Source organism: Ottowia oryzae (assembly GCF_003008535.1).
In the GTDB taxonomy this organism is placed as follows: domain Bacteria; phylum Pseudomonadota; class Gammaproteobacteria; order Burkholderiales; family Burkholderiaceae_C; genus Ottowia; species Ottowia oryzae.
Genome location: NZ_CP027666.1, coordinates 3,783,901 through 3,800,236 on the forward strand (window position 1 = coordinate 3,783,901; position 16,336 = coordinate 3,800,236).

A 16,336-nucleotide genomic window follows, 5' to 3' on the forward strand; every position below is an offset into this window, starting at 1 on the left:
GGCGGCAGCTATCCTAACAATAGCAATCGTTGAAACTCAATCGTCGAAGCGGGGGTCGCGCTCAACCTCGCCCAGCTCGGCCTGCCGCTGGGCGTGCAGGTAGGTGTAGATGGCGCGCGTCAGCGGCTCGCAGCCTTCGCGCGTGAGCGCCGAGATGCCGTACACCGGCCCGCGCCAGCCCAGGCGCTTGACGAAGGATTTCACCGTGCTTTCGCGCTCGGCCTCGGGCACCATGTCCAGCTTGTTCAGCACCAGCCAGCGGGGCTTTTCGTACAGGGTTTCGTCGTACTTCTTGAGCTCTTGCACGATGGCCTTGGCCTGCGCGACCGGGTCCACGTCGTCATCAAACGGCGCAATGTCCACGAAGTGCAGCAGCAGCCGCGTACGCTGCAGGTGGCGCAAGAACTGGTGGCCCAGTCCGGCACCCTCGCTCGCCCCTTCGATCAGGCCAGGGATGTCGGCCACCACAAAGCTTTGCTCCGGGCCCACGCGCACCACGCCCAGGTTGGGGTGCAGCGTGGTGAAAGGATAGTCGGCGATCTTGGGCCGCGCGTTCGACACGGCGGCGATGAAGGTGGATTTGCCCGCGTTGGGCATGCCCAGCAGGCCCACGTCGGCCAGCACCTTCAGCTCAAGCTTGAGCTTCTTGCGCTCGCCCGGCCAGCCCGGGGTTTTCTGGCGTGGCGCGCGGTTGATCGAGCTTTTGAAGCGCAGGTTGCCAAAGCCGCCATCGCCGCCCTTGGCGATCATCAGCTTCTCGCCGGGCGTCAGCAGCTCGTACAGCGCCTCGCCGGTTTCTGCATCGCTGATGATCGTGCCCACGGGCATCTTGAGCGTGATGTCTTCACCGGCCACGCCGAACATGTCCGAGCCCATGCCGTGCTGGCCGCGCTTGGCGTCGTGACGGCGCGAATAGCGGTAATCGACCAGCGTGTTCAGGTTGGGGTCGGCCACGGCGAACACATGGCCACCCCGGCCACCATCGCCGCCGTCCGGGCCGCCGAATTCCTTGTATTTTTCATGCCGGAACGACGCGCAGCCGTTGCCACCATCGCCCGCGGAGATGTCGATGAATGCTTCGTCAACGAATTTCATGAGACCTATTCCAACACACGTGGCGCCCAAAACGCCAAAGCCCCGCCGGGGCGGGGCCGAAAGCACGTTCGCGAAAGAACGGCCGCCGCGTCAGGCGACGGGCGTTACCACCACGGTGTGCTTGTTCTGCGCGCCCTTGACCGCGAAGGACACCTGGCCGTCCACCAGCGCGAACAAGGTGTGATCCTTGCCGATGCCGACGTTGTTGCCGGGGTGGAAGCGCGTGCCGCGCTGACGCACGATGATCGCGCCGGCGCTGATGGTTTGACCGCCGAAGACTTTCACGCCCAGCATCTTGGGCTTGGAGTCACGGCCGTTTCGCGTGGAGCCGCCGCCTTTTTTCTGTGCCATGGTGTTTTACTCCTTACTTGCCGCCGTTGATGGCGCCAATTTCGAGCTCGGTATAGCCCTGGCGATGGCCCTGGCGCTTTTGGTAGTGCTTGCGGCGACGCATCTTGAAGATGCGCACTTTGTCGTGCTTGCCATGCGAGACCACTTTGGCCACCACAGAAGCGCCGGAGACCACGGGGGCACCCACCTGCAAGCCGCCCTCACCGCCAACGGCGAGCACTTCTTCGAAGGTGATTTCCTGGCCTACGTCCGCAGCAATCTGTTCTACTTTGATCTTCTCGCCAGCGGCAACGCGATACTGCTTGCCACCGGTTTTTATGACCGCGTACATATAAGAAACCTCATTAAAGGATACCGCAGACGAATTTCCACGGAACTGCGCATTATAGCGTTGAGCGCCCTACCCGGCAACCACGTAGGCCCGCCTCTTGGATGAGCGGGCCGCGAACCTATAATTTGGGCAGTCCCCGGGCTTGCGAGAGCCTGCCGCCACCAACCGCTGTTTTCCTCGCCCGCGCGAGGCCTTCTTGTCTTGGATTCCCCCTCAAAACCCAGCAGCCAGGCCGCCGCCTTGGCCGCGCAGGAACTGCGCGAAGTCGACGCCACCATCGTCCAGCGGCTGAGCTCCGACGTGCCCCTGGTCAGCGAAGTGGCGCGCTACATCATCGCTGCGGGGGGCAAGCGCTTGCGCCCGGTGCTGTTGCTGCTGATGTCGGGCGCGCTGGGCAGCCAGCACCCGCACCGCTTCAACCTGGCCGCCGTCGTCGAGTTCATCCACACCGCCACGCTGCTGCACGACGATGTGGTGGACGAATCCACGCTGCGGCGCGGGCGCGCCACGGCCAATGAGGTGTTCGGCAATCCCGCCAGTGTGCTGGTGGGCGACTTTCTCTATTCGCGCGCCTTCCAGATGATGGTGGAGGCCGGCAGCATGCGCGTCATGCAGATCCTGGCCGACGCCACCAACGTCATCGCCGAAGGCGAAGTGCTGCAGCTGATGAACATGCACGATGCGTCGCTGGACGAGGCGGGCTATCTGCGCGTCATCCGCTCCAAGACGGCCAAGCTGTTCGAAGCCAGCTGCCTGCTGGCCGCCGTGCTGGCGGGCGCGCCGCCCGAAGTCGAGGCCGCCTGCGCCGAATACGGCCTGTCGCTGGGCACGGCGTTCCAGGTGATCGACGACGTACTCGACTACGAAGGCGACGCTGCCGAGATGGGCAAGAACCTCGGTGATGACCTGCGCGAAGGTAAGGCCACCTTGCCGCTGATTCTGGCCATGCAGCTGGCCCCGGCCGACCAGGCCGCCATCGTGCGCAGCGCCATCGAAACGGGCAACACCGCCGACCTGGACGCCATCGTTGCCATCGTGCGCGGTTGCGGTGCGCTGGAGCGCACCAAGGCCGCTGCTGCCGTGCAGGCGCAACAGGCCATCGACGCGATTCGCGGCTTTGAACCCAATGCGTACACCAACAGTTTGCTAGAATTGGCGGCTCAGCTTTTGCTGCGTCGGGCCTGACCGGGCCGCACGCCACAAGCATCGGGGTGTAGCTTAGCCTGGTAGAGCGCTACGTTCGGGACGTAGAGGCCGGAGGTTCGAATCCTCTCACCCCGACCAGGACATCACAGAAAAAGCCCAAGTGGATCCACCGCTTGGGCTTTTTTGTTTGCGGCCCGATTTGTTGGCTGCCTCCGCGCCCTCGCCTCTGTTGCACCGATGCCCAGAAAGCCAAGCCGCCGGCAGCCCGCCTTTCGCACCGCCGCGCGCCACAGCGCCCTGCGCGCCTGTCGCGAGACGAACAGCTCGCATCCCTGGCTCTCTCATTTTGATAGCTGCCCGCGCACTACCCACCAGCGCTGCAGGCCCAAACAACCCTTGATTCAACGCGCGCAGCGGCCTCCCAGCACCAGGCCCATCCCGAAGCCCACGCAAATTACCCAATCTCAGGGATAGGCGCGCGGGCGGCGCTGGCCTACGATCGCGCCTCTTGCCCCTCCCCTCTCTGCCTTGCCGGTGGAGCCTGCCATGACCGAAGCCGCCCCTGAGCCCACGCTGCCCGCCCCGGTGCTGGTGGTGGAGGACGAGCCGCTGCTGCAGCAGCGCCTGCGCGGCGTGCTGCAGACGCTGGGCTACACGCCGGATGCGCTGGTGTTTGCCACCACGCTGGCCGAGGCGCGCGCCTGCCTGGCCGAGCAGCCGATGGCGCTGGCGCTGGTCGACTTGCAACTGCCCGATGGCGACGGGCGCGAGCTGATTGCGCAGCTGCGCGCAGACGACCCGGGGCTGGGCATCCTGGTGGTGTCGGCCTGGAGCTCGGAAGAGGCCATCCTGGGCGCGCTGCGCGCGGGCGCCACGGGCTATGTGCTCAAGGAGCGCGACGACGTGGAGGTGATGCTGTCCATCCGCAGCGTGCTGCGCGGGGGCGCGCCGATCGACCCGTTCATCGCCCGCCGCATTCTGGAGCTGCTGCCCGCGCCCAGCGCCGCGCCCGCGCTGGCCGAGGCGCTGAGCGAGCGCGAGGGCGAAATCCTGCGGCTGGTGGCCGACGGGCTGTCCAACCGCGAGATCGCCGAACAGCTCTTTCTGTCGCGCTACACGGTGGAAAGCCACGTGAAGCGCGTGTACCGCAAGCTGGCGGTGTCGTCGCGCATCGGCGCGGTGCGCGAGGCACGCTCGCGCGGGCTGCTGCCCGGTGCGTGACGTGCGCGGGGGCGGTGCGCACGGCGCCGGGCTGACGCTTTTTCGATGGCCGCAGTGGCTGGCCGCGATGGCCCGCGTGCTGTGCCTGGCGGCCTGCATGGCGCTGCTGCCGGGCGCGGCCCAGGCCCAAGCCGCTTCGGGCAACGAACAGGACAACCAACTGGGCGGCGAGCCGGGTGCCGGGGCGGATGCCACCGCCTGCGCGCCGCGCATCATCTCGGTGCAGGCTGCGCGCGCGCCGCATGGCGCGCGGCCGACCGAGGGCTGGGTCACGGTCACGCTGCCCGAAGTGTGGACCCGCCGCTGGCCAGGCTATGGTGGATCAGCGTGGTACCGCATCGACTGGCAGCGCGGCTGCGCCGGGGCGGCCGGGCCCCTGGCGCTGGGCATCGACGGCATCAGCGTGGCGGGCGAGGTGTACATCAACGACGAACTGCTGTGGCGCGACGCCTCGCTGGCCGAGCCGCTCTCGCGCAGCTGGAACGTGCCGCGCTGGTGGCTGCTGCCCGAATCGGCTCTGCAGGCGGGCGTGAACACGGTGTGGGTGCGCGCCGTGGGGCCGGCCGCGCTGTCGCCGGGGCTGGGCGCGGTGCGGCTGGGCGATGCGCGGACGGTGGCCGAGGAACAGCGGCACAGCCAGTGGCGCCAGCGCACGGTGTACCTCATCAACGCGGTGGTGTGCGCCGTGTCGGGCGCGCTGTTCCTGCTGGCGTGGCTGCTGCGCCGCCGCGAGGCCGAGGGGCCCGGCTACGGCTGGTTCGGGCTGATGGCGCTGGCGTGGCTGGCGTACCTCACCACCTACCTGGCCGACACCCAGTGGCCCTGGCCCGATTCGATCACCCGATCGCGCTTTGGCATGGTGGCGCTGGTGAGCTACGTGCTGTGCGCCTGCCGGTTCACGTTTTCCTTCGGCGGGCAGCGCCTGCCGTGGGTGCGGCGCGCGCTGTGGCTGGGCGCGGCGCTGGGCGTGGCGGCCGTCGTGTTCGCCCCCGCCGCCACGGCGGGTGCCTGGTTTGGCTGGGTGTGGCAGCTGGCGATGGCGGTGTTTTTGGCCAATTGCCTGCAGTTTCAGTGGCACGCCTGGCGCCCGCGGCCGGGCGGGCGCCGGCCCGGGCACATGCTGTTGGCGCTGGCGTGGCTGGTGTTTCTGGTGGTGGCCTTGTTCGACTTTCTGGCCGTGCTGGACCGCTGGCAGGTGGCGCGCAACTGGGCGGCGCTGTCGGGGCTGCTGGGCGGGCAGCTGGTGCAGCACATGGGCAGCGTGGAGCGCTTCAACCGCGACCTGGAAGAAGGCGTGGCGAAGGCCCGCGCCGAGCTGGCCGCCGCCCTGGCGCGCGAGCACGCCCAGGCGCTGCAGACGGCCAAGCTGCACGAGCGCATGCAACTCGCGCACGACCTGCACGACGGCCTGGGCGCCAGCCTGGTGCGCGGGCTGGCCCTGGTGGAGCAGGCCAAGGCGCCGCTGCCGAATGAGCGGGTGCTGTCCATCCTGAAGGTGCTGCGCGACGACTTGCGCCAGGTGATCGACCATGGCTCCAGCGCCGGCGCCACCGTGCCCGACACGCCGGTGCAGTGGGCCGCGCCGCTGCGCCACCGCTTCACGCGCCTGCTCGACGAGATGGGCGTGGCGTCGTCCTGGCACATCGCGCCGCAGTGGCGTGAACGGCCCAGCGCACTGCAGTGCCTGGGCCTCACGCGGCTGGTGGAAGAGGCGCTGTCCAACGTCGTCAAGCACAGCCGCGCCCGCCACCTGCGCGTGGACTGCGTGCAGCCGCAGCCCGACACGCTGGTGGTGCGGGTGCAAGACGACGGCGTGGGCTTCGACGTGCCGGCCGTGCAGCGCGCCGGGGTGTCCGTGGGCATGCGCAGCATGGCCGCGCGGGCCGAGCGCATGGGCGGCACGCTGACGATCGAATCCGGCCCGGGCGGCACGGTGATGAGCGTGTCTTTGCTACTCAAACAATAGCTTCCAGCGCTGGTGCAGCGGGCGCTGGAGGCCATTTTCTTCATAGATAGCCAAAGCGCGCGCGATACCGTGCGGGCGCAGGGCTGGTGCAGGATGGGGGCGGCACCCGGCCACGCCGCAAACGCTGCCGCCCAACCGCAGGCCTCACCGGCTCAACGCTGCGCTGGCGCGGAACAGACACCCGGCAACGCCGCCAGCCGGGCGCATCCCGCCATGCAAGCGGCCCCAAGCCCCCACCCGCGCGCCGCTAGTAACCTTCCTAGCTGGAAAGGCCCGGCCGCGTGCGTCACACTGCGTCTTTGAGCATGAACTCCCTCCCTTCGAAGCCCCCCACGGGCAGCGCGCCCGATGTCGCCGCGCCCGCCGCGCCGCCGCACGCCATTGCCTACCAAGGCCCGTGCGGCCACGGCGTGGTCGGCCTGACCCTTCCCCGCGACAGCGATGCCCACGGCGCGCCCACCGGCGCGGAGCAAGTGCTGCGCTTGGCCGAGGCCGAGCCGCTGATCCGCGCCGTAGAACACTGGCTGCGCGGCGCCTGGGACCCTGCCCCGCTGGCCGACGGCGCCGCGCATCCGCCCACCGCCTATGGCGCCACGGTGCGCGACCCGGCGCTGGCGCCACCCGGCACGCGCCTGCTGGTGCCACTCGAAGCGCTGTGGGCCGAGCCACCGCCCGCCCTGGCCAGCCCCGCGCTGGCGTGGGACGCGCAAAGCGCCACCGTGGCCTTGGGCGACGTGCCCGCCGACGCACTGGCGCCACTGCAACCCGGCAGCCTGCTGTGGCTGCCCGCTTCGCTGGCCAAGGCGTGGGAAGTCAGCTTGATCGACCCGCGCAGGCGGCTGCCGCCGTGCGCCGCTCTGCTGGATCTGGCCATGCAGCGCATCACGCTGGCCGCGGCGGGCGGGGCAGCTGCCCAGCCGGGCGCTGCGCCGGCCGGGCAAGCCGCGCACGCCGTCCTGTCGCGCCCGGTGCAACTGCCGCTGGACCGCTGGCTGAGCTGGTCGGCCGCCGGTGCCCCCGTGGTGTGGCCGGCGCCGCCGCCCTGGCAGGCCGAGCTGCGCGCAGGCGACGCGGTGCTGGCCCAGGGCGCCCTGCTGCCGCTGGGCGACGGCTGCGGCCTGCGCGTCGACGTGGTCAGCCAGCCCGCCCTGGCCGCATGAAAGCCGCGCCAACCGCCGGGCGGGCCACAGGGCTGCGCACCATGTCATCCGATTGGCACCCAGCGCATGTACCATCTGCGCCAGCAGCTATCATTTAAATAGTAACCAATGGCACACCCGGTCGAGCGCCGACGCCCGCCCGCGATGCGCCCGGCGCTGTGGCCCGCGCGGCGCAGCCCTCACAGAACACTGGCATGGATCTGAATCAGTTCACCCCTTCTTCCGCGCTGATCACGGTGATCGTGGTGGCGCTGGCGCCCTTTGTCGGCGTGATGGTGACGTCGTTCACCAAGATCATCGTGGTGCTCAGCCTGCTGCGCAACGCGCTGGGCCTGCAGCAGGTGCCGCCCAACGTGGTGCTCAACGGCATGGCGCTGGTGCTCACCATCTACGTGATGCTGCCCGTGGGCATGGACATGGCCGAGCGCGCCCGGGGCGTGAACAACCCCACCGGCAGCACCGCCGGGCTGATGGCCGTATCCGACGCCGCCAAAGAGCCGCTGCGCGACTTTTTGGTCAAGCATTCCAGCCCGCGCGAGCGCGCGTTCTTCCTGAAAACCGCGCAGAAAAACCTGTCGCCCGAGCGCGCCGCGCAGCTGACCGAGCGCGACTTCGTGGTGGTGATTCCTGCCTTCACCGTCAGCGAGCTGTCGGCGGCGTTCCAGATCGGCTTTCTGATCTTCCTGCCGTTTCTCGTCATCGACCTGATCATCGCCAACATCCTGATGGCCATGGGCATGATGATGCTGTCGCCCACCACCATATCGCTGCCCTTCAAGCTGCTGCTGTTCGTGCTGGTGGACGGCTGGGTCAAGCTGTCGCACGGCCTGGTGCTTTCGTATTGATTGTGAACACCCCCCTGAGTCGCCTTTCGGCGCCTTCCCCCCTCTCTCTTCGCGCTGCGCGCTGCGGGAGGGGAGACAACGCCTATGCCCGGTGCAAGCCCGGGCATGGCGTTCGCTTAGCTGGCCTGCTCCGCGGCCGTCGGCGCGGCGGGGTGCGGGCGGGAGCCAGGCCTTCGGCTGGCACCGCGTGCGGCCTCGGCGACTGGGGAGCAGGCCGCGCTGCACAATAGGAAAAGCAGGCACACCATGCTCGATTCCCAAGCCATTCAACTCGTTTACCAGGCCCTGTGGCTGGTGCTGCTGCTGTCGGCGCCGCCCGTGCTGGTGGCCGCCCTGGTGGGGCTGGTCATCGCCCTGATCCAGGCCGCCACGCAGATTCAGGAACAAACCCTGCAGTACGCGCTGAAGTTCTTCGCCATCGTGCTGACGATCTTCGTCACCGCGTCGCTGGTGGGCGGCTCGCTCTACCAGTTTGCCGACCGCGTGATGACCGAATTTCCGGCGCTGGTGCGCAAATGACTTTGCGCAAAGTGGCGTGCCGCCGCGCCGCCCCCCGCCATGGGTGAATCGCTCGCCAGCATCGGCAACCTGGGCGATCTGGCGCTGCTGGCCGCGCTGGCCAGCACGCGCTTTGCCATGGCCTTCCTGCTGCTGCCCATCCTGGCGCAAGACACCGTGCCGCAGATGGTGCGCGCGGCCATCTTCCTGGCCTTTGGCGTGGTCACCCTGGCGGTGCAGCCGCAGATCGACGTGCACAACTGGGGCGTGACCGACTGGCTGGGCCTGTTCGCGCGCGAGGCGTTTCTGGGTCTGGCCCTGGGCCTGCTGCTGGCGGCGGTGCTGTGGGCGTTTGACGCGGCCGGCGAGGTGGTGGACGGCGCCAGCGGCATGGGCATGGCGCAGGTGGTCGACCCGCTCTCTGGCCGCCAAACCTCGCTGTCGGGCGCGTTTCTGGGGCGGCTGGCGGTGTACGTCTTCATGTTTTCGGGCGGGCTGATGCTGTGGGTGGGCGTGCTGATGGAAAGCTTTGCGCAATGGCCGCTGGGGCAGCCCGGCTTCAGCCTGAAGGCGCAGGGCGTCACGCTGTTTGAAAGCGCGTTTGCGCAGTTCGCGGGGCTGACTTTCATGATCGCTGCGCCGGCGCTGGTGGTGCTGTACGCGATTGACCTGTCGCTGGGGCTGATGAACCGCTATGCGCCGCAGCTGAACCTGATCTCGATCTCGATGTCGCTCAAAGGCGTGGCCGCCGTGGGCGTGTGGCTGGTGATGCTCAGCACCCTGGTGCGCACGCTGATCGAGTGGCTGGGCGAGCTGATGCCCAGCATCCTGCGGCAAGTGGCCTCGGTACTGGGATGACTACCAGTGTGCTTTTGACCAACAAATAGGGTTCCAGCGCCCGCTGCACGTGCGCTGGCAGCTATTGAATCAGGAGTAACCAGCCTGCCCGCAGCCGCCCGCCATCCGTGACAAAGTGCCTGCCGACTAGGAACGATCCCAGTAGCGCGGGCCGGGGCCGCGCCGTAATATTCCCTTCACGAACCGATTGACCCACACCCATCACCGCCATGAGCTCCTTTGCCCCCCTGACCTCCTTGCCGACCGGCCTGGCCACGCCCGCCGCCGGTTGGGATCGCGCCCGCCCGGCGTCGGGCGGCGCGGCCTCCACCGGCGATGCGGCCCAGCAGTTCGGCTTTGTGGGCGACCGCCAGGCCGCCCGCCTGCTCACCGTGCCGCCCGCCAGCGGCGACAACGCCGCCCAGCTGGAGGCGCGCTTTTTGAACTGCCTGTTCCAACGCTGAGCCCTCAGCGCTGCCGCCCGGCCCTGCCGCGCCAGCGCGCCCCCCGCCTCGCATGAGCCAACTTGCGGCCCCGCTGACCCCCAAGGCTGATCCCGACTGGTCGGGCGCTGCCGAAGTCCTGATCGAAGGCTGCGCGCACCTGTCCACCGAGGAAGAGCGCGTGCGCTGGCTGGAGCGCCTGTGCCTGTCGCTGGGCGACGCGCTGTACCCCGCCTTTTTACAAGTGCTGTGCCGCATTGGCGAACACGGCGACGCGGCCGCGCAAAAGGCCGTGGCCGACACGCTGGTGCTGGCGCTGCAAACCGGGCGCCTGCCTTCTGGCCGCCACGCCGCCTGGGGCGCCGCGCACGGCACCGCCACGCGCGCGATGGGGCCCATCGAATACCTCTGCGCCTGGCACGCGCAGCCCGACGGCCGGGGCCTGCTGGGCGCCACCGCCTTCGACCGCGCGGCCCGCTCGGTGATCACCCTGGTGTCGCGCAGCGACATGGCCCGGCGCATGTACTGCGCCAAGCTGCAGGCCGACGCGCAAGACCCGCTGGGCGGCGCCTGGTCGCGCGGCACCCGCCCGGCGCTGGCCGCCATGGCGCGCAGCTGGGCCGCCACCACGCCCAGCACCCCGCCCCAGCGCGCCGCGGCCGACGCGGTTGATGCCTTCCTGGCCGAGCTGCGCCGCGCGGGCGGGGACGGCGCGGCGCCGGTCGCTTCAGGCTGGATACCGCCAGCGCCTGTGCGCTGAGCCCGATGGCTTTCATCTAGAAAACCGCCTCTAGCGCCCGTCTGGCTTGCGCCAGCAGCTACCTAATCAGTAGCAAGTACGGCCGTAGTCGGCGCCGCAGGTCAGCCTGATCGCGTGATGATCAGTCAGTCTGCACGGCCAATACGGCGCCCCACGCGGTCGACAAAAAGCTGGCGGCGTCGTGCTCAATTGGGACGGGCGAACTGGTGCCCGTCGGCATCCAAGCAACAACCAGACTCGTCCTGAACTAGCCCATGTTGACGCTCTTCGCACTCGTCAAAGACGACGCCGACGCCATCACCAACGACACATTGGTGCGCGACTTGCAGCACAAGTTGGCCTTGGCCAAGGAGTTCGAGATCACGACCGAAACGCTCGTCTTCCCGCGCGTCACCGAAGTCGTGATGACCAAGGGCAACTGGTCGGTGAGACTTGAGATTCGCCCAGAAAGCAGCATGACACTGAGCGTGAAGGAGGTTCAGAAAATCCTTGGCAAGAAGGCCCAATTGCCGCCCGACTTCCTGAGCTACAACAAGGAAATCGCCGTTGGCTTTGGTGGCGACCCCCAAAAAGAACACACTAACGAGATCATCTTCATCGGCGAGTTCCTGCGCGAAAACTACCCCGGGGTGGTGATCTTCGACCAGTACAACCAGGACGTGTGGTGACCGTTGGGCGCAGCGGATGCGCAAACAGAATTGAACAAGAACGCCAACCACCTTGGGCAAGCGCTGGAGCCTGCTGCGCTTCAATTTTCATAGCTGTCAGCGCAATACGGGTCAGCGCCAGAGGCCGATTTGACGAAGAGCGCAGGTCATTCTGCGCCCTTGCTCAAGCCTCGCGCTGATCGCCAGCCACTACCGGCCGCACTTCCCGCTTGTCGATCAGGCTGACGCTGGCGGCCGTCACGCCCAGCACGTATTCGTGCGCGCCGTCGCGCACCACCACCAGGCGTTCCCGCCCGCCCAGTGGAGTCGCCTGCACCACCTGTGGCGGCACGCGCCCGTCGGCCGAGCGCAGCGTGGTCGCGCGCTTGAGCAGCCGAAGGAACAACCACGCCAGCGCCAGCACGAAGGCCAGCGCCACCACCGTCACCAGGGCGCTGGCCCACAGGCCCGGCTCGCCCGCGCTGCCGGTGGGGGCCGGAGCGGCCGTCGAAGCGACGGTGCTGGCGGCCGCAGTGGTGGATGCGGCGGATGCGGCGGATGCGGCGGTGTCGCGGTTCATGATGGGCGTCCTCGATCGGGGTGCGGGCCACGCGCGCCCGAGCCGGTGCGCCAGCGGCGCGGCACGTAGCGGGCAAAGCGCCGGCGCTGCTGGGTGCCTGCGTCAGCGGCGGCGGCGGGGGCGTGGTCGTAGCGCGTCAGGTCTTCGCCGGGCGGTTCGCGGCGGGTGCGCGGCTTGCCGCGGGCGGCGTCTTCGGCGTGGGCGGCAGACTCGCCACGGGCTTTGGCCAGTTCATGGCGCACGTCTTGCGCCCACAGCACCACGGTGGCGATGATGTCGAACAGCTCGGCCGGCACGATTTCGCCCGGCTCGGCGTCCGCCAGCAGGCTGCGGGCCAGGTCGATGTTGCGCAGCACCGGCACCCCCGCCTCTTGCGCGGCCTGGCGCATGGCCAGCGCGTCGTCGTCTTCGCCTTTGGCGGTGACGGTGGGCACGGGGCAGCTTTCGCGGTCGTAGGCGATGGCGATGGCCACGTGCGTGGGGTTGACCACCAGCACGTGCGCTTCGGCGGCGGCGTTGCTGGCGCCCTGCTGCGCCCATTCCTGCTGCAGCTGCTTGCGCTGGCCCTTGAGGTGGGGGTCGCCCTCGGCGTCTTTGGTTTCTTGGCGGATGTCGCGCATGCTCATGCGCATCTTCTTAGAGTACGAATAGCGCTGCCACGCCAGATCCATGGCGGAAACCAGCACAAACGAGCCGCCGGCCCAGACCAGCAGCAGCCACGTGGTCTGCCACAGGGCCGCGCCCACGTTTTCAGGCCGGCCGGACACCAGCAAGGGCAAATCCGGCAGCACCTTGCGCATCACCAGCCATGCGATGGTGCCGACCAGCGCGGTTTTGAGGATGGACTTGAGCAGCTCGACCAGGTTGTCCATCGAGAACATGCGCTTCAAGCCCTTGGCGGGGTTCAGGTTCTCGGCCTTGGGCTTGAGCTTTTCCGTCGTCATCACCGGGCCGGCCTGGATGAATTCCACCAGCGCGCCCACCAGCGCCACCGGCACGACGACCAGGCCCACCACGCTCAGCAGCGTCAGGCCCGCCTGCCGGCCCAGCCGAGGGGCGGCCTGGGCAAACGGCTCTTGAATCAGCTCGAAGCTGCTGCGAACCAGCGCCGCCACTTGGTCGCCCACCACGGGCAGCGCCAGCGCGGCCAGCATCAGGATCACCAGCATGCCTGCGGTGGACGTGATGTCCTTGCTTTTGGATATGTCCCCTTTTTTGCGAGCGTCGCTCAGCTTCTTGGGGGTCGGCTTTTCTGTCTTGTCGCCGCTGTCGTCGGAACCGGCCATGAAGTTTCAGGACACGGGCTCGCACCCGCCAAATGGAATAACAAAGTAGTAAACCGAACGGAATACCCAAGTCAATGCTGCCTGAAATATGCGGAAGCACCGAGACGGTTCTCTGAAATATGCAACCGAATGTTTATCTCGCGTTTCAACATCCCTGCCAAGTATTGATGCGGATCGCCACGCATAAAACACATACTCCGGGGCAGAACCAAATACATGCCGATACACCTTTGCGTGAGATTCGTCACGGAACAGCCAAAACGGTGGCTGATACTCATTCATTCTTGCCACCCCGCAGAGATGAGTTCCTGTGCGACTTCGGATCCTTCGGCCAACAGCCGCGGGCGGGCTTGGGCCTTGTACGCGGGCCTTGGCCTCGCTTACTTTCACATGGGCTTGCCTACACGCCGGCTTGGCGGCGGCCAGCCCTGCGACGGCCGACGCCGCCGGGTGCTCGCGGGGTTGGGATCAATTGCTGTCTGCGCAGCAGCGCGCGCAGGCCGAAGCCGCCCGCGATTGCGGCAAGGACGCCGCCCGCGCCTCCATTTCACTGGCGGATCAAGTTGCCGTTTATGACCGTCCGCTGACCAACGGGCCGCTGGGCCCGCTGGCCACGCCCGGCCAGAAGGCGGCCGCAACGGGTGGCGCAGACGCACGGCCGAAGCGCCCGCTGCCGTCGCCGCTGGCCGTTCGCGCCGAGGGCACGTCGCGCCCCGCGGTGTTCGCGCCGCTCATCGACCGTGCCGCGCGAGCGCACGACATCGACCCGCTGCTGCTGCACGCCATCGCCCGCGTCGAATCGCGCCACAAGCCCGACGCCATTTCGCATGCCGGTGCGCACGGGATGATGCAGGTCATCGTGCCCACGGCGCGGCGCTTCGGCGTGGATGGGGCCAAGAACCTGCACGACCCGCAGACGAACCTGGACGTGAGCGCCCGCTACCTCAAAACGCTGCAGCGCCGCTTTGGTAACGATCTGCCGCTGGTGCTGGCCGCCTACAACGCCGGCGAAGGCGCGGTAGAGAAGTACGGGAGGCAGATTCCGCCGTACCGCGAAACGCAGGGCTACGTGCGCAAGGTGATCTCGGAGTACGAATTGCTGCGGCGCATCAGCGTGCGCCGCGATGCCGCGCTGTCCGCGCACGCGTCTGCGGAGCCCGCGCTGTGAGCCTGGCCAGCTACTTCCAGACCGCCAACGCGGCCAGCCACCGCGGTGGTTGGCTGACGCGCTTTACCGACATCGCGCTGGTGGGCGGCATCGTCGCCATCATCGCGCTGATGATCGTGCCGCTGCCCACCTGGGCCATCGACGTGCTGGTGGCGGTCAATATCACCGGCGGCGTGCTGCTGCTGCTGGTTGCCATCTACGTGGCCAACCCGCTGGAGTTCTCGGTCTTTCCCAGTGTGTTGCTGATCAGCACGCTGTTCCGGCTGGCGCTGTCCATCGCCACCACGCGGATGATCCTGCTGCACGGCGAGGCGGGGCACATCATCCAGACCTTCGGGCACATGGTGGCCGGCGGCAGCCTGGTGGTGGGCCTGGTGGTGTTTTTGATCATCACCGTGGTGCAGTTCATCGTGATCGCCAAGGGCTCGGAGCGCGTAGCCGAGGTGGCGGCCCGCTTTTCGCTGGACGCCATGCCGGGCAAGCAGATGTCGATCGACTCCGACCTGCGCTCCGGCCTGATCGACAAGGACGAGGCGCGTCGCCGCCGCCGCGTGCTGGAGAACGAAAGCAAGCTCAACGGCAGCCTGGACGGCGCGATGAAGTTCGTCAAGGGCGACGCCATCGCCGGCATCATCATCATCGTCATCAACCTGCTGGGCGGGCTGGCCATTGGCGTGCTGCAGATGGGCATGCCGATTGGCGAAGCCGCCGTCAAGTACTCGATCCTGACCATCGGCGACGGCATGGTCACGCAGATCCCGGCGCTGCTGGGCGCCATGTCGGCCGGCCTGCTGGTCACGCGCACCACCGACGACGAGCACGACAAGCACCTGGGCGACGCCATTGGCCGCCAGTTGATGGCCAAGCCGCGCGTGCTGCTGGTCGCTGCGGGCCTGTGCCTGCTGTTTGCCATGGTTCCCGGCTTTCCATCGGTTGTCTTCATCCTGCTGGGCATGGCCTTGTTTGCGGCAGGCGCGATGCTGACGCCCACGCTGCGTGCGCGTTGGGAACGCTTCGCGCAACCCAAGGTAGCTGCCGTGCGCCGCCGCGCGCGGGCCGCACCCACGCTCATGTCGACCGAAACCGCGCCGGCGCGGCCTACCGTGCCACTGCTGCTAGAAATACCCGCCGGGCGTCTTTCGGCCGACGCCAGCCGCGACTTGCTGCATGGCCTGGAATCGGTTCTGGACTACTTCCAGCTCAACCTGGGCCTGCGCCTGCCGCGCATCGACGTGCACGCCGTCCACGTCGACGATGAAGACGCCGAGCACGCGGGCGAATGGCGCCTGCTGGCCCATGAGGTGCCAATCGCCCAAGGGGCGCTGCCCGCCGAAGACACCGCCGCCGCACTGGCCGATGCCGTGCGCGAAAGCCTGCGCCGCCACACCTCCCTCTTCCTGGGCACGCAGGAGGCCAACCACCTGCTGAGCCGCGCCAGCGCCGACCTGCCGGACGTGGTGAAGGAAACCCTGCGTGCGCTGCCGCTGGCGCGCGTGGCCGAAATCCTGCGCCGCCTGGTGGAAGAAGAGGTGGCCATCCGCAACCTGCGCGACATCCTGGAAACCTTGTCCGACGCCGCGCAGCGCGAGAAGGACGTTTTTGCGCTGACCGAGCTGGTGCGCATCGGCCTGAAGCGCCAGCTGTGCTACCGCTACGCGCCAGACGGGCAACTGAGTGCGCTGCTGCTTGACCCTTCGCTGGAGGAGATGCTGCGTGGCGCGGTGCGCGTCAACGGTGGTGCGCAGCAATTGGCGCTGGACCCGGCCCAAACCGCGCAACTCATGCAGCGCTTTCGCGATGAGGTGCAGCGCCTGAAGCCGGCGGCCATCGTCACCGCCGTGGACATCCGCCGCCACGTGCGCAAGCTGGTCGAGACCGATTGCTTTGACACCCCGGTGTTGAGCTACCACGAATTGATGCCGACGCTGCAGCTGCAGGTACTGGCCCGCGTTGGCGCGGACGGTGCCCCCATGCTGGAAACAGCGCCGTGAACACCCCAAGA

17 protein-coding genes and 1 tRNA gene are annotated in these 16,336 nt (G+C 68.1%); 13 read left to right on the top strand and 5 right to left on the bottom strand.

The window, feature by feature from the left end; genetic code table 11:
- Nucleotides 1-36: 36 nt before the first annotated feature.
- From cgtA to rplU, 3 genes are all read right to left on the bottom strand, one after another.
- Complete coding sequence (gene cgtA / locus C6570_RS17305; RefSeq protein ID WP_106704323.1) at nt 37-1,095, bottom strand: Obg family GTPase CgtA; 1,059 nt, start codon at nt 1,093-1,095, stop codon at nt 37-39.
- 90 nt (nt 1,096-1,185) lie between these two features.
- Entirely contained in the window at nt 1,186-1,446 is a 261-nt protein-coding gene (rpmA, locus tag C6570_RS17310) for a 50S ribosomal protein L27 (protein WP_106704324.1), read from the bottom strand.
- Between the two features lie 13 nt (nt 1,447-1,459).
- Nucleotides 1,460-1,777 carry a 50S ribosomal protein L21 gene (gene rplU / locus C6570_RS17315; RefSeq protein ID WP_106704325.1) on the bottom strand — a complete coding sequence of 106 codons (318 nt, stop codon included), beginning with the start codon at nt 1,775-1,777 and terminating at the stop codon, nt 1,460-1,462.
- Between the two features lie 255 nt (nt 1,778-2,032).
- Here rplU and C6570_RS17320 point away from each other — a divergent pair, with 255 nt between their 5' ends.
- The 11 genes from C6570_RS17320 (at nt 2,033) to C6570_RS17370 (ending at nt 11,321) form a co-directional block, all read left to right on the top strand.
- Nucleotides 2,033-2,962, top strand: coding sequence for a polyprenyl synthetase family protein (locus C6570_RS17320; RefSeq protein ID WP_106704789.1), 930 nt, complete (start codon nt 2,033-2,035; stop codon nt 2,960-2,962).
- Between the two features lie 22 nt (nt 2,963-2,984).
- Nucleotides 2,985-3,061 (top strand) — tRNA-Pro (locus tag C6570_RS17325).
- Between the two features lie 408 nt (nt 3,062-3,469).
- Nucleotides 3,470-4,144: a LuxR C-terminal-related transcriptional regulator gene (locus C6570_RS17330; RefSeq protein ID WP_106704326.1), complete on the top strand. Its 675-nt coding sequence runs from the start codon at nt 3,470-3,472 to the stop codon at nt 4,142-4,144.
- Entirely contained in the window at nt 4,137-6,110 is a 1,974-nt protein-coding gene (locus C6570_RS17335) for a sensor histidine kinase (protein WP_245896238.1), read from the top strand. The genes C6570_RS17330 and C6570_RS17335 overlap by 8 nt, the downstream gene beginning before the upstream one ends.
- 305 nt (nt 6,111-6,415) lie before the next feature.
- Entirely contained in the window at nt 6,416-7,270 is an 855-nt protein-coding gene (locus C6570_RS17340) for a hypothetical protein (protein WP_106704327.1), read from the top strand.
- A gap of 194 nt (nt 7,271-7,464) precedes the next feature.
- Nucleotides 7,465-8,115: a type III secretion system export apparatus subunit SctR gene (gene sctR / locus C6570_RS17345; RefSeq protein ID WP_106704328.1), complete on the top strand. Its 651-nt coding sequence runs from the start codon at nt 7,465-7,467 to the stop codon at nt 8,113-8,115.
- Between the two features lie 246 nt (nt 8,116-8,361).
- Nucleotides 8,362-8,634 carry a type III secretion system export apparatus subunit SctS gene (gene sctS, locus C6570_RS17350; RefSeq protein ID WP_106704329.1) on the top strand — a complete coding sequence of 91 codons (273 nt, stop codon included), beginning with the start codon at nt 8,362-8,364 and terminating at the stop codon, nt 8,632-8,634.
- Nucleotides 8,635-8,673: 39 nt separating this feature from the next.
- On the top strand, nt 8,674-9,471 hold the full coding sequence (sctT, locus tag C6570_RS17355; protein WP_106704330.1) for a type III secretion system export apparatus subunit SctT: 798 nt from the start codon (nt 8,674-8,676) through the stop codon (nt 9,469-9,471).
- 209 nt (nt 9,472-9,680) lie between these two features.
- Nucleotides 9,681-9,914 carry a hypothetical protein gene (locus C6570_RS17360; protein ID WP_106704331.1) on the top strand — a complete coding sequence of 78 codons (234 nt, stop codon included), beginning with the start codon at nt 9,681-9,683 and terminating at the stop codon, nt 9,912-9,914.
- A 52-nt stretch (nt 9,915-9,966) separates the two neighbouring features.
- A complete protein-coding gene (locus C6570_RS17365; protein ID WP_106704332.1) occupies nt 9,967-10,653 on the top strand; it encodes a hypothetical protein in 687 nt (228 codons plus the stop codon).
- Between the two features lie 254 nt (nt 10,654-10,907).
- The gene (locus C6570_RS17370; protein ID WP_106704333.1) at nt 10,908-11,321 is read left to right on the top strand and encodes a hypothetical protein; all 414 of its coding nucleotides are present in this window, start codon (nt 10,908-10,910) and stop codon (nt 11,319-11,321) included.
- Between the two features lie 163 nt (nt 11,322-11,484).
- Here C6570_RS17370 and C6570_RS17375 read toward each other — a convergent pair whose 3' ends face one another.
- Entirely contained in the window at nt 11,485-11,880 is a 396-nt protein-coding gene (locus C6570_RS17375) for a FliO/MopB family protein (protein ID WP_106704334.1), read from the bottom strand.
- Nucleotides 11,877-13,166, bottom strand: coding sequence for a type III secretion system export apparatus subunit SctU (sctU, locus tag C6570_RS17380; RefSeq protein WP_106704335.1), 1,290 nt, complete (start codon nt 13,164-13,166; stop codon nt 11,877-11,879). The genes C6570_RS17375 and sctU overlap by 4 nt, the downstream gene beginning before the upstream one ends.
- Nucleotides 13,167-13,638: 472 nt before the next feature.
- On the opposite strand from sctU, the gene C6570_RS17385 reads away from it, so the two are divergent.
- Together C6570_RS17385 and C6570_RS17390 are read left to right on the top strand one after the other, a co-directional pair.
- Nucleotides 13,639-14,334 (top strand): lytic transglycosylase domain-containing protein, encoded by a 696-nt coding sequence (locus C6570_RS17385; protein ID WP_164675560.1) that lies wholly within the window; start codon nt 13,639-13,641, stop codon nt 14,332-14,334.
- The gene (locus C6570_RS17390) at nt 14,331-16,325 is read left to right on the top strand and encodes a flagellar biosynthesis protein FlhA (RefSeq protein ID WP_106704337.1); all 1,995 of its coding nucleotides are present in this window, start codon (nt 14,331-14,333) and stop codon (nt 16,323-16,325) included. Before C6570_RS17385 ends, C6570_RS17390 begins: the two co-directional genes overlap by 4 nt.
- Nucleotides 16,326-16,336 lie beyond the last annotated feature (11 nt).

Bases quoted from the DNA above. Each gene is read 5' to 3' on its own strand.
- sctR (WP_106704328.1), top strand. From the start codon at position 7,465: ATGGATCTGAATCAGTTCACCCCTTCTTCCGCGCTGATCACGGTGATC.
- C6570_RS17360 (WP_106704331.1), top strand. From the start codon at position 9,681: ATGAGCTCCTTTGCCCCCCTGACCTCCTTGCCGACCGGCCTGGCCACG.
- C6570_RS17375 (WP_106704334.1), bottom strand. From the start codon at position 11,880: ATGAACCGCGACACCGCCGCATCCGCCGCATCCGCCGCATCCACCACT.
- sctT (WP_106704330.1), top strand. From the start codon at position 8,674: ATGGGTGAATCGCTCGCCAGCATCGGCAACCTGGGCGATCTGGCGCTG.
- cgtA (WP_106704323.1), bottom strand. From the start codon at position 1,095: ATGAAATTCGTTGACGAAGCATTCATCGACATCTCCGCGGGCGATGGT.
- rpmA (WP_106704324.1), bottom strand. From the start codon at position 1,446: ATGGCACAGAAAAAAGGCGGCGGCTCCACGCGAAACGGCCGTGACTCC.
- C6570_RS17370 (WP_106704333.1), top strand. From the start codon at position 10,908: ATGTTGACGCTCTTCGCACTCGTCAAAGACGACGCCGACGCCATCACC.
- C6570_RS17330 (WP_106704326.1), top strand. From the start codon at position 3,470: ATGACCGAAGCCGCCCCTGAGCCCACGCTGCCCGCCCCGGTGCTGGTG.
- C6570_RS17365 (WP_106704332.1), top strand. From the start codon at position 9,967: ATGAGCCAACTTGCGGCCCCGCTGACCCCCAAGGCTGATCCCGACTGG.
- sctU (WP_106704335.1), bottom strand. From the start codon at position 13,166: ATGGCCGGTTCCGACGACAGCGGCGACAAGACAGAAAAGCCGACCCCC.
- rplU (WP_106704325.1), bottom strand. From the start codon at position 1,777: ATGTACGCGGTCATAAAAACCGGTGGCAAGCAGTATCGCGTTGCCGCT.
- sctS (WP_106704329.1), top strand. From the start codon at position 8,362: ATGCTCGATTCCCAAGCCATTCAACTCGTTTACCAGGCCCTGTGGCTG.
- C6570_RS17340 (WP_106704327.1), top strand. From the start codon at position 6,416: ATGAACTCCCTCCCTTCGAAGCCCCCCACGGGCAGCGCGCCCGATGTC.